Origin of the sequence: Actinomadura rubrisoli (assembly GCF_004349215.1) — a bacterium.
GTDB lineage: Bacteria > Actinomycetota > Actinomycetes > Streptosporangiales > Streptosporangiaceae > Spirillospora > Spirillospora rubrisoli.
The window spans coordinates 14,065-27,168 of record NZ_SMKU01000097.1; the positions used below are offsets into that span (position 1 = coordinate 14,065).

At 64.6% G+C, this 13,104-nt stretch carries 6 protein-coding genes; 2 read left to right on the top strand and 4 right to left on the bottom strand.

From position 1 onward, the window contains the following. Positions 1 to 152 precede the first annotated feature (152 nt). Positions 153 to 380 (bottom strand): DUF2283 domain-containing protein, encoded by a 228-nt coding sequence (locus E1298_RS19480; protein ID WP_131895235.1) that lies wholly within the window; start codon positions 378 to 380, stop codon positions 153 to 155. Continuing rightward, on the bottom strand, positions 380 to 7,192 hold the full coding sequence (locus E1298_RS19485; RefSeq protein ID WP_131895237.1) for an RHS repeat-associated core domain-containing protein: 6,813 nt from the start codon (positions 7,190 to 7,192) through the stop codon (positions 380 to 382). The genes E1298_RS19480 and E1298_RS19485 overlap by 1 nt, the downstream gene beginning before the upstream one ends. Before the next feature lie 493 nt (positions 7,193 to 7,685). On the opposite strand from E1298_RS19485, the gene E1298_RS19490 reads away from it, so the two are divergent. Next, positions 7,686 to 9,356 carry a hypothetical protein gene (locus E1298_RS19490; RefSeq protein ID WP_131895239.1) on the top strand — a complete coding sequence of 557 codons (1,671 nt, stop codon included), beginning with the start codon at positions 7,686 to 7,688 and terminating at the stop codon, positions 9,354 to 9,356. A 117-nt stretch (positions 9,357 to 9,473) separates the two neighbouring features. Here the strand turns inward: E1298_RS19490 and E1298_RS19495 are convergent, their stop codons facing one another. Then, positions 9,474 to 10,067: a peptidoglycan-binding domain-containing protein gene (locus E1298_RS19495; protein WP_131895241.1), complete on the bottom strand. Its 594-nt coding sequence runs from the start codon at positions 10,065 to 10,067 to the stop codon at positions 9,474 to 9,476. A gap of 250 nt (positions 10,068 to 10,317) precedes the next feature. After that, on the bottom strand, positions 10,318 to 11,688 hold the full coding sequence (locus E1298_RS19500) for a cystathionine beta-synthase (protein WP_131895243.1): 1,371 nt from the start codon (positions 11,686 to 11,688) through the stop codon (positions 10,318 to 10,320). 192 nt (positions 11,689 to 11,880) lie between these two features. Between E1298_RS19500 and E1298_RS19505 the strand changes: the two genes are divergently transcribed. After that, a complete protein-coding gene (locus E1298_RS19505) occupies positions 11,881 to 12,894 on the top strand; it encodes an SGNH/GDSL hydrolase family protein (protein WP_131895245.1) in 1,014 nt (337 codons plus the stop codon). Positions 12,895 to 13,104: the final 210 nt, after the last annotated feature.

A 13,104-nucleotide genomic window follows, 5' to 3' on the forward strand; every position in this document is an offset into this window, starting at 1 on the left:
GCGACCAATCAGTAACTGTGGTCATCGCATCGAAAACACTCCCGATTGCCGGAAAACCCCCGGGCTCGACGTGCTCACCTCAGCAAGCACCACAAAGTCAATAGGCCGGAACGCTCGATACCGGACTAACAATCTCTCGTCATAAACGAACACTATGAACGTTCCATATTCTTCAGCAGGCCTTCGATGCCGATGATCTCGATACCAAGGAGGCGACCGTCAGCAGAAAGGTCAAATACAACCTCCGAAGCACGAGCACTTAGCGCAAACGACTCACTATGTGCCACCTCGCCCTCGCCTATTTGATCAGCAACTTTGATATACAGTGCATCAACCTCATCGGACACGATGATTTGAGCGTTACGAGCATCGTTATTCATTAATTTCGTCCAACTGATACCACTTTTCCTTCATTATTGAGGATTACCCACAGATTGTTGGACTTGTATTTTTTGGTACCGGGATCTTTTCCTTTCATCTTCTTTCCGGTTCGCACAGTCTGCTCAATCATGTCTTCAGAGATGCCGCGCTGACTCATGCGGCGTCTTGCGTGATCGGAGTAGCTGGTAACACACGGAACGTTATGGACGAGCACAGGCGTCTTGCCGACACTCACATAATAGGTGTGATGTTCTGCGATGGTGAGGTTGTGAACCCGCTGGCGATGGGCCGTCGTGACTTTGGTGGCTTTAACCTGAACGTAGGTGCCGGCCCGGGTGCGGAGCCACATGCCTGGTTCGAGGTCGGCTGCCTTGACCCACTGGTTCAGGTTGCCACCAACCCAGAAAGGATGGCTGTCGGTGGCTATGAGGATCCCGCTCCTAGCATGTGCAATGTTGCGGAGTGTGGTATTAGAGTGGACGGGCTTGTTGTCGACGGTCCAGTGAGGGCGCGGACCCTGACCGTCGATAGTGATACGGACGAGGTTCTTATCGCCCTTGCTGGTGATGGTCGCCAGGACGGATTCAGATTTGGTCTTTCCGGTCTTGGGGTCTGTGCTGATTACTTTGTCGCCGACTCTGAGATATTCGATGGGTTTGTAGCTGCCGTCGGCCATCAGGATCATTGTGCCGGGAGTGAAACTGGAACCTCGTCGGCAAAGCTGTTTGGGGCCGGGGCCAGGTTTCTTGCCCCGGAGTTTCCACTTGAGCGCGTAGTTAATGAAGGCGGATAGACAGCTTTTGCTTTCCTTGTGTTCTAGGCAATTGCTGATCTCGCCAACGCCGAAATACCACATCACCATACGAGCGACCACATCAGACGACACGCACCCTTGCACGTCGCCGATATAGCCGCAGACGAGGCGCACGCCGTCAGAGTTATCGTCATCTCTGCCGATACTCTTCGCCCATTCGTCTTCCAGGCGATCCTGCAACTCCTTCTGTTTACGCTTGCTCTCGGCCGTTCTTTCTTCCTTCTCTTTATCTTCCGTTTCTTTGACTTGCCGGGCCCCAAGCTCGCGACCGTGCCAGATCGAGCCGGGGTGATTCTTTTCCGCCCAGTTTCCGCGTGGCGTGTCATTGCTGACGCGTGGAGTAATGTTCTGGCATTCGCTGGGTTTCGCGCAAGCATAGAGCCCGGATGAGTCACTGAGGGTTACCGGATTGTTGTCGGAGTAGGTGTATCCGTTCCAAGACTGGGGATCTGCCGGGTCAAAAATTGAATCAAGGGAGATGAAACGGCCGGTTTCGGGGTCGTATTCTCGGGCGCCGAGATGGGTGTAACCGGTAGGATCTTGGGTGCCGCCGACGAAGCCCTTGTCGTTGGGCCATGTGGCCTTGTCGTCCAGGCCGCGAATAGCGCCGAAGGGGGTGGTGCGCCGGACTGTGGTTTTGAGGTCGGTGGCGTTGACGGCGATTTGGGCGGTGTCTTGGTGGTCGCCGCTCAAGTAGGTGACACCGGTGGTGGTGCGTTGGGCAATGGTTTGGCCTGCGTAGGTGTAGTAGCGAGTTCCGGTGGCAGTGGCGGCGCCGTTGGCGGCGCGGAGCTCGGTACCGTCGGGTAGGTAGAGGGTGGCGCCAGCGGGATCCTGACGGACCAGTCGGTTGCCGTCTGCGTCGTAGACGAAAGTGGTGGCGTTGCCGTTTTCGGTGACCTTAGCCAGTTGGCCTTCGGTGTTCCAATCAAGGGTTTGGGTGTTGGAAGCGGGGGTGGCGCTTCGGGTGATTTGGCTGGTGTTACCGGTAGCGTCGTAGGTGTAGGTGTCGGTGCGGTCACCGGCAGCGCCGGTCTGAGCGATGCTGTTAAGACGATTGCCGTGTCCAGGCTCGCTGTAGGTGTAGGCACGAACAGTGTCGGGTAGTCCGCCGGTGCCGTGCCGGATCTCTTTGGTGCGGTTACCGGCCTTATCGTACGTGAAGGTCTGCCAGTAAGGGGCGGGCCCGCCGATCAAGCTCGCGGTTGGATCGGCAGCACAGGCGGTGCCGGTGCCCTGGGTCCAGGCTTGAGTGAGGCGCTGCAGATGGTCATAGGTGAAGCACTGGTTGTCGATCCCGGCCTTGGAGGTGTCGGTGATTGAGGTGATGGCACCGGCGTCGGTGTAGTGGTAAGCAGCGTTGCGATCATCACCCGCGATCCCTTCACGGTAGGTCCGTGACCCCGCCAGTCGCTGGGTGCCGTACTCCCAGGACTGAGTGTTCCAGGTGCGTTTCCCGGTGGCGCCGAGTTCGAGGAGTTTGGGTTTTCCGGTGGGGGTGTACTGGGTCGTGCCGACATAGGTGGTCTGCCCAGTGGTGAGGGTGAGGGGACGCAGGTAGTCGTCATAGCTGGTTTGCAAGTCCTCGGCCGGCAGCCCTCCGGCTGCGGGTACTCCTGCCTTTTGAATGGTGTCGTCCAAGTTGTAAGTGGTGCTGAAGACGTAGGTTCCGGCCAAGGGACCTTGGGAGGTGGGGACGGTCACCGAGGAGACGGTAGTACGGCCGAGTTTGTCGTAAGTGTCGACACGACTGGTGTAGTCGCCGTTGCTAGTGTGCCGGATGGAGGCGGCGGGCCTGCCCTTGCCGTAGGCGACGGTGTCGTAGGTCCAGGACGCCAGGATGTCGCCTGTAGGTGAGCCGTCGTGGATCGCGGTCTTGCGCCCGAGGCCGTCATAGTTGGTGAAGACCTTTGTGCCGCGGGCGTCGGTTGAAGATACGAGCCGGTCCAGGTCGTCGTAGGTGAAGGTAGTCGTTCCCTTGTCGGGGTCCGTGGTTGTGATGCTGCGACCCCGAAGGTCGTAGGCGGTGGTGAACACGTTCCCGGAGGGGTCGGTGACCGTGGCGAGTTGCCCGGCAGGCGTGTAGGTGTAGGCCGTGGCATCGTACTCGCCGCGGGGGGTGGCGACCTTGTACTGGCGGCGTTCGGTCACTTGCCCACGCGCGTCGGTGAACTGGGCGGTCGGGGTCCCGCCGCTGGGCGGCGTCACCGAGATTCGGTTGCCGCCTCCGTAGCTGTAGCTGGTGTGCCACTTCTCGGTCTCAGATCCCGATGCCTGATTGCCGGTGACGAGGCGTTCTATGGTCTTGCGTCCAAGCCCGTCGTACTCGGTGCGGGCCTGTGTCTCGACATCACCTTGAGTGTTGGCGCCGAACAGTTCGGGTTTGGGTTCCTCGGCGGCGGGGTAGGCGGCGTAGGTTTTGACGGTCTGGCCGCGTTCGTCGTAGAAGGTGTCGGCGATTAGCCGACCGGTCGGTCCTGGTTCCTGGGTCTGGCGGGATCGCAGCAAACCGTCAAAGAGCTCGATTTCGGAAACGCGCTGCCCGCCGGACGCGGTCAGCGTCTTGGTGGTGACGGCCACGATCTGACCGTCCGCCACCCGATATTCGTACTGGAAGCTGGGGTTGTCCTTGGTGGAACGATTGGGAAGCCAGATCTTCGTCAGCCGCCCGAGGGCGTCGTATTCCAGATCAGTGCGGAGTCCCTGGTTCGACTGATCGATCTTGGCGATCACGGTTCCCCATGCCGAGTCTAGTTGTGCCACTGTCTTCAGCGTGGTTGCCGGGTCGTCGGGTTTGGCTGGCGGAGTGGTTGAGGTGACCTGGGTGTTCAGGCCCGCGACGTCTGTGTAGGCAGTGGTGGCGGTCTGCCCGGCGGCATCGGTGACCTGGACGGGACGGCCGTAAGTGTCGTACTTGGTGCGTTCGCCGGTGACATAGGAGGCGCTGCTTCCGTCATGTTCGGCAATCTTCTCGATCTCGGTGATCTGCCCCTTGATCGGGGCCTCGCCCAGGCCCTTGCCGTCGTAGTAAGTGCGAGCGTCCGAGATAGCGTGTTTGGACCGGTCGGGCGTCACAGTGCAGGCCACCGCGACCGTTTCCACCCGGGAGGCGAAGCTGAGCATCCAGGCGCCCGCGTTGTCGGCGTATTCGGTGCGGGTGCACTTGTCGTCATCGCCGCGGGCCAGATCGCCAAGGTCGTTGACCATGGTGGCGCGGCCAGTCCCAGGTCCGGTGGCCTGGTATGTGGTGTCGGTCCGAGTCTCGGTCCAGCCGCCGCCGTCCTTGGCCGTCCAGGTCCTGGTGGCAGCAACGTCGGTGATGTTGGCGGTGGTGGTACCCCAGGAGCGCTGGCGCTCAGCGGTCTTCGCGCGCCAAGGCGTGGTAACGGTCTTGGTGTGGACGTTCCCGTCCGGCTTGTCGTAGGTGACGGCCTTCAACGTGAACCCGGTCACGGCCTCGTGGTCGGTGTGGGTGCCGCCTTCGCCGTCGGAGACGGTGACGGATTTGGTGCCGCCGCCGGGGGACTTGCGGTCGCCGTCCATCCCCCGCAGATAGAACGTGTCAGTCTGCGCTGCGGGTGTGCCAGCCGAGCCAATCACGGTGCGCACCTGACCGTAGCCGCGCCACTGCGACCAGGTCTTCGTCCTCTCGCGCGTCAACCCGTCATCGTCGTCGAAATGCCAGGCCGCGCCGCCCAGATACTCGTACTTGGTGACCATGTCGGGTGCCCGGCCGGTCCGGTCGACCTGGCTCACGCTTGTCGTCACGTACTTGTGGAACCAGTCGGTGAGTGGTGCCGGCTGTCCAGGCACAATCGAGAGCGAGGGAGAGCAGCGCTTGGTGTTGGTCTCCGGTGTCGGCAGAGCCGACCGGGAACACTCCGCACCGGAATAGGCAATGTCGATCTCGCCACCGGACTCGTCAAAGATCTTGTTCACCCGGTATCGGGTATAGGCGGGGAGGCCGTCGTTGGCCTGATCGAGGCGATTCGCCTTCGGAGTGTGGTTGAACGTGACCTTGGGCAGCGCGATGTTGGCGGCAGCGGTGGGACCGGCCAGTCCGATGTGCTGGATCTCTGTGGCGAGAAGGTCGCGTTCGTCGGTGTCGGCGCCCCATTTGTGGTCCAGGGCCCATGAGTCGACGTTGCGGTAGGGCCACCCGGCGCCCTTGTTGATCTGGGTTGTGACCTTGATCAACCGCTTGCGGGACCAGAACGTGGGCGAGGTGGAGCCGTGGCCGTCCTTGCATTGGGTGCCGACGTTGCAGTTCATGTCCCAGGGGACATCGGCCCACTGATCGGGATTAGTTGAGATCTTCGATTCGGCGCAGTCGAAGGTGGCGGTGCGAATGCAACGCTCGGCGGTATCGAACAGCACCCGGGCCGCCGGTGTGCCGACCACGTTGTTGGAGCGCAAGCCGTAGTCGATGCTCTTGAGGTAGCCGCCGCGGGTGTACTGGGTGGCGTCGGCGGGGTTGAGGTTACGGCCGTAGTGGTTGATCTCGGGCTGGTAGTAGTAGGCGATGGCATTGCCGTTGGGATCGAGGACCATGTCCAGGTTCCACCGCCATGCCTGCTGGCACCACGAGGCGGCGAAACCAGACGCCTTATGGCAGGGCTCGCCGTCGTCGTCGCCGAACACAGGGACGGTCCAGGCCGACTTGGTCTCCGCACCTCCGGAGTCGGAGCCGGGTAGGTGGTTTCGGCCGAAGAAATACTGGGTTCCGTCGGTGGTGGTGACTTTCCAGTACTCACCTTCCTTGCCGTTGTCGCCCTCGTCACCGTTGTTGTTGGCAGGATCGGTGAGGCGTTCGAACCTGGTGCCGTCGTCGTCCTTCAACCGCCAGGTTCCGTCGGCGGCCTTGATCAGCTCGCCGCCCTTACCGTTCCAGGTGACGACCGCGTTCTCATACCCCCAGCACAGATCCCCTGGCGGCTTGCCACCCGGGCCGTTCGGGACACCATCGTCCTCACACGACTTATAACGACGCTCAATGAACCCGGGTGAGAACTCAAACCCCTCGCCCGCCCAGGAGGGTTGGTTGTTGGTGTTCCTGGTGCGGCCATCCACGCTTTGCGCCGAATATCCGAGCTGAATCTTCGGCGACAAGCCACCGGGCACCGGCGGCACACGCATTGGATAGCTCCAGGTGAAATCACCGGTGTTCCCCGACATCGCCCAGGTGGCCGACGCCTCCAGCTTGGTCGCCTTGAAATCGCCTAGCGATCCTTCGGGCGCTGCGACGGCTGCCAGCACCATCGGAGTCAGTGTGGGTGACACGGGTGTGATGGTCTCAACGTCGGCGGTCAAAGTCTTGGTTTCGCCGTTGTTGGCAGTGGTGACCGGGGCGGACGTGCGGCATTCCGGTTTAGCGGGTGTGGTCAGCGCACAGGCGGGGAGCTGGACGAGCCGCAGCCGGGTTCCATAGGAGCCACCGAATGCCTGGGCGAAGGAGGAGTAGTCCACCCGGACGCCCACCCGGCCCGCTGTCGCCTTGGCGTCGGGGACGAGGGTGAACACCAGCCCCTCCACACCGGCCCGGTGGGCCGTCGCCTGGTCAAGCACGGTGACCTTTGCTGATCCCTTCAGCGCCGGCCGTGCAGCAGCGTTCTTCGAGGCGGTGTCCTTGGGAGCGGGTCCGGGCGCGGCAAGTGCGACCGGCAGGTGTCCCGCCCGGACTATGCCCTCAACGGTTCCTGAGCGTTTCGCTTGCTTGCCGGTGAGAGTGACCTCGGCGGTGCCGGAGTGCGGCCAGGACGCCTTCGGTTTCGGGGCGGACCTTGTGGCGGGGTCCGGCGTGCGGGGGCGGACCTTGAGGTCCCTGCCCTTGACCGTGCGTTCCTGGTCGGCGACTTTCGGCCGCTTGGAGTGCGGCGGATCGGCCTGCGCCGCCGGTGCCGACGCCAGCCCCATCGCCATCACCACGCTCACACCCGCAGCGAGATGACGCAACGGTTGCCGGATGTCCAGCAATAGCCGTTTGCGGTTCGTCTTCACGACGTCCTCCTACACGGCAACGTCTGACACCGGTCGGCGCCTTGGATACCTGACGAAACGACATGGCCCAGCGACAACCTGCGCACTTGCGGTGGAGCCGAAGAGGCGAGAAGTAAATGGGACGCAGGGCAGGACGGCATGCCGTATCTCCTCGGGGAGCCGAGAGCACGGACCGCCTTCCTTCGAGCACGGCCCGCATCTCTCAACGAGGTGGTCAACTCCATCGACGATCTTCTGTCAGAGCCGATCGATCAAGCCTTTACCTCGCACTTCGAGGTCCGGATCGGCGATCGTGCAGGTCATAGCAAAGATCATGTCCATCTTTGGACTTCATGACAACCAGAAGCACCCTTTACGCGTCTGCGCGCGGACACTTTCATCCCCGAATGTTCTTTGTGACAGCCGAAGTGTTCGCCAGAACAAACTTGTTCTCTTAACCAAAGAATGTGACGCTCAGTCAAGCCAGAGTCGGATGAGCTCAGGAGACACCTCCATGACAGTCGCGCCCATCTCACCGCCGACGTCCACCATCCGCCGACGACTCCTGACGGCCTTCGGTCTGATCGGTCTCGTCCTCACCGCCACCGTCTCGACACCGGCGGTCGCCGACACCTCACCGCCACCCGGCGTGCCCGTCACGATCACTGCCGATGACCTGCCTACCTGGCAGACCGACGGCGTGGTCTGGACGATCGTGATGCTCGGCGACACCGTCTACGTCGGCGGGAACTTCGACCACATCCGCCCACCCGGTACCGCACCCGGCGACGCGCAAGAACAACCCCGCAAGAACCTGGCTGCCTTCAACGCCGTCACGGGTCAGCCCCTGGCGTGGGCGCCGACCGTCGAAGGCACTCCGTTCACCAACACCAAGCCACAAAACGACTGCGATGACCTCGGCAACAACCAATGGGTCTGCGACGCGGTCTGGGAACTCAAACTCTCACCTGACCGAACCAAGCTCTACGTCGGTGGCGACTTCACCAAGATCAATGGACAATCCCGTGGGAAGATCGCCGCATTCGACCTTCCCTCCGGCGGACTCAACGGCTTCAAGCATGAGCTGAACAACCGCGTCAAGGCGCTCACCGCAACCTCGACGACCCTTTACGCCGGCGGCTACTTCACCACCGTCGACGGCGTCGCGCGCCAACGGCTGGCCGCCTTCGCCACTGCCGGCGGCGCCCTCACCTCCTGGGCGCCCACTGCCGACCGCGGTGTCCACGCCATGATCACCTCACCTGACGGCACGCGGGTCGTCATCGGCGGGGACTTCCACCGCCTCAACGACAACCCACCCCACGGCCTGGGTGCCGTCTACACCGACACCGGCGCAAGCGCCCCCTGGGCCACCGGTGTCGACTACGTCTCCGAAGCCCGCCGCTCCTGGGTCACTGACCTGGTCAAGGACAACGAGGCGATCTACGCCTCCGCTAACGGCCAGAACACCTTCGACGGCCGCCTGGCCCTCAATCCCGACGACGGCACCACCCGCTGGATCGACAATTGCCTGGGCGCCACTCAAGCCCTCACCATCATGGACGGCCTGCTCTACAGCGGCTCACACGCCCACGACTGCCGCAGCCAACCAGACGGCTTTCCCGAGATCACTCCCGACAACCCCTACCAACGGCTCCTCGCCGAACCTACCCGCCTCGACCCGGCCCACGACACTCCGCCGATCCTGCACTGGTTCCCCACCACAAACGGCGGCCCCACCACCTACAACCAAGGCCCGCGCGCCATGGACAACAACGGCAAATACCTCTGGGTTGGCGGTGACTTCACCACCGTCAACAGCCAGAAGAAGCAGCAGGGGCTTACCCGGTTCGGCAGCCTCGCCGTCACCCGTGACGTCAACCCGCCGGAGCCCGTCCGCAAACCCACCGTCACCAAACCTGACGGCACCACCGGGCAACTCCAGGTCACCTGGAAACAAACCTGGGATCGCGACAACAAGAAGCTTAAGTACGAAGTCATCCGTGACGACAGCACCGTCATCCACACCGTCGAGAGCGAATCCAGGTTCTGGGAGTTGCAGGATCTGACCTACACCGACACCGGTCTGGCTCCGGGGAGTTCGCATACCTACTCTGTTCGGGCCATCGATCCGTTTGACAACCGGTTCCGTTCTGTCAGGAGTGACCCTGTCCAAGCTGGGTGAACGTCTGGTTCAAAAGGCTCCGGGTGGCCGTGGGGGCCACCCGGAGGTCATCCATTTCATCCCCGCCCCCGGGGGACGTGACGGATCAGGGGCAGTGCGGGGTTAGCCGGACTGCGGTCAGCGGGGAGTGCGCCGGCTCTCGGCGCCTTGGGCGAACATGGCGCGGAAGGTGATGGGGCCGACTGAGCCGTCGGTTCCGATCTCCTTGCGCTTCTGGAAGTTCCAGACGGCGGTCTTGGTGCCATTCCCGTAGACGCCGTCGACCGAGATGGCGTCGCCGAGGATGTTCAGCGAGTGCTGCAGCCCCTTGACCAGGCTGACGCGAGTGTCACCCGGCCGCGCGATGCCGTGGTCGTTGCGGAGCGTGACCCACGTTTCGTCGTTGAGTTCGCCGGTCTTCTGGAGTCCGCGGTCGCCCTGGTACTTCTTGACGGCGGCGACCATGGTGTCGTCGAAGTCGTCGGATGCGGCGGCCTTGGGGTTGCAGCCGTTGAAGTACTTGAACTGGGCCAGGAAGCAGCGGGCCGCCGCCACCCGGTAGTTCTCGTCCCCCTTCTTGAGCAGTTTCCAGGGCTGGGCCTCGATGGCGGCGACGATCCGCCGGTCGGTCCCCGGGCCGTCGGCGTTGGCGGGGACGGCCCCGGCGCCGGCGGCGAGTGCGACAACGGTGGCGGCCAGGCCGGTCACCACCATGCGCGGTGCGGTTTTCATGTGATCACCTCTCGGAATCGTCCGACCGTTCTATGGGGTGAGATGCCTCATTAACGAGAGGAGTTCTCGTCAGTTGCAAGATTTCTCGGAATGGGGCGGCAAATCACCGAAAAGTGCCACTGACGCGCAACTCACTTCGTTGGTTGTCGCACATTACTCATTCTTTGCGAATGCGACCGCGGCCTTGCGGGCGGGTTCCAGAAAAGTTGAAGCGCCGGAGCCCGCTTGGCTCCGGCGCTTCGGGGGGCGGTCAGGAGGCGGCGAGGAAGCCGAGGAGGTCCTGGCGGGTGACCAGGCCCTTGGGCTTGCCGTCCACGAGGACGACGGCGGCGCCGGACTTCTCCAGGACCTCGACGGCCTTGCTGACCGGCTCGCCGGAGCCGAGGGTGGGGAGGGGGGCCGACATGTGGAGCTCGATGGGCTCGCTCAGCTTGGCGTGCTCCTTGACCAGGATGTCGAGCAGGTCGCTCTCCACCACGGAGCCGACGACCTCGGCGGCCATGACCGGCGGCTCCTCCTTCATCACCGGAAGCTGCGACACCTCGTACTCGCGCATGATCGAGATCGCGGTCTGGACGCTCTCGTGCGGGTGGACGTGGACGAACTCGGGCAGCGTGCCGCTCTTGCGGGTGAGGACCTCGCCGACCCGGGCCTCTTCGGTGGAGGGGGTGAGGAAGCCGTAGTCGGCCATCCACTCGTCGTTGAAGATCTTGCTGAGGTAGCCGCGGCCGCCGTCGGGGAGGAGGACGACGATCACCGCGTCCGGGCCGGCCTCGGCGGCGACGCGCAGGGCGGCGACCACGGCCATGCCGCAGGAGCCGCCGACCAGCAGCGCCTCCTCGCGGGCCAGGCGGCGGGTCATGGTGAAGGAGTCCTTGTCGGACACCGCGATGATCTGGTCGCAGATGTCCCGGTCGTAGGTCTCGGGCCAGATGTCCTCGCCGACGCCCTCGGTGAGGTAGGGCCGCCCGGTGCCGCCGGAGTAGACCGATCCCTCCGGGTCGGCGCCGACGATCTGGACGCGGCCGCCGGAGATCTCCTTGAGGTACTTGCCGGTGCCGCTGATGGTGCCGCCGGTGCCGATGCCCGACACGAAGTGCGTGATGCGGCCCTCGGTCTGCTCCCACAGCTCGGGGCCCGTGGACTCGTAGTGGGAGTGCGGGTTCTCTTGGTTGGTGTACTGGTTCGGCTTCCACGCCCCTGGAAGCTCGGCGGCCAGCCGGTCGGAGACCGAGTAGTAGGAGTCGGGGTGCTCGGGTGACACCGCCGTCGGGCAGACCACGACTTCGGCGCCGTACGCGCGCAGTACGTCGATCTTGTCCTTGGCGACCTTGTCCGGGCAGACGAAGACGCACCGGTAGCCGCGTTCCTGGGCCACGATGGCGAGCCCCACGCCGGTGTTGCCCGAGGTCGGCTCGACGATCGTCCCTCCCGGACGCAGCGCGCCGGACCGCTCGGCGGCGTCGATCATCCGGACCGCGATGCGGTCCTTCACCGAGCCCCCGGGGTTGAAGTACTCCACCTTGGCCAGCACCTGCGGGCCCCGGCCACCGGTCACCTTGCGCAGCCGGACGAGCGGGGTGTTCCCGATCAGCTCGACCAGCGAGTCGTATACGTGCACCGCGACGTCCTTGTCGGTTCAGTGTGTCAGTCTTGGCGTGTTGCTTCCCTGTTCAACCCGCGTGTAGCCGCGGAGTCAGGATACGGAACCGGATACATTCCCGTCTCCGACGGTAGCGCGGAAGGGGCATCGCGGGCATCAACACCTCGGGCGGGGGTATAGGGGCGGCCAGTTACGGAGGGTGATCGGGGCATGCTGAGAGCGTTCACGGCGCGCAGGATCGCGGCGGCCGCGGCTTACGGGGGCGGGGGCATCACGGCCCTCGGCGGGATCACGTTCGGGCTCGTGGTCGTGGAGGCCAGGCTGGCCCGCCGGATGATCGGGGCCACGGTGAACGGCGATCCGCCGGTGGCCGACGGCCTGTACGGCGGTTCGCTGGGCGGCAGGCCGCTGTCGCTGGTGATGCTCGGCGACTCCACCGCGGCCGGGCTCGGGGCCCACGACCCGGACGAGACGCCGGCGGCGATGCTGGCGGCGGGGCTGTCGTCGATCGCGGAGCGGCCCGTCCGGCTGACGAACGTGGCGCGGTCGGGCTCGCAGTCGTCCGCCCTCGCCGGGCAGGTCGGGCAGGCGCTGCAGGTGCGTCCCGACATGGCCGTCATCATGATCGGCGCGAATGACGTGACCGGGCGGGTGCCGCCCGCGGAGTCCGTCCGGCACCTGTCGGACGCGGTCGCGCGGCTGCGGGCGGCGGGCAGCCATGTCGTCGTGGGAACCTGCCCCGACCTCGGGTCGGTCAAGCCGCTGATGCAGCCGCTCAAGTGGATCGCCCGGCGGGCGAGCCGGCAGCTGGCCGCCGCGCAGACGATCGCGGTCGTCGAGCGGGGCGGGCGGTCGGTGTCGCTGGGCGACCTGCTCGGACGCGAGTTCGCCGCCGACCCGCTCTCGATGTTCAGCGAGGACCGCTACCATCCGTCGGCGCGGGGGTACGCGTCGGCGGCGGCCGCGGTCCTGCCGTCCATGGCGCGCGCGCTCGGCCTGGAGCCCGACCTGGAGACGCTGCCCGATCCCCGGCTCGGCGAGGGCGTCCTGCCCGTCTACCTCGCGGCGGCCGAGGCCGCCGAGGTGTCCGGGACGGAGGTGGCCGGCGCGTCGGTCGCGGGCCGCGAGCGCGGTCCCCGGGGCCGCTGGGCCACCCTGCTCCGCCGCCGGTCCGTCCCCGCCGACACCGTGTCGCCGACCACGATGACCCCGGACGTGGTCTGACCCGGTTCGCGGGGCCATGCGGTCTTGGCATGTGGCACTCCGCAACGTGGTTGAACTGTTACGTTCGGTGGCTGTTGTGACGCCGCCCGACCGGGAGTTCGCCCATGGTTCCGCATGCCCGCCCACGGCCGCCGTCCGCGATCGGTGCGATACGCCTTGCCGCGTGCGGGCTGCTGGTGGGGGTGGCCGGGGGCCTGTCTCTTATACACC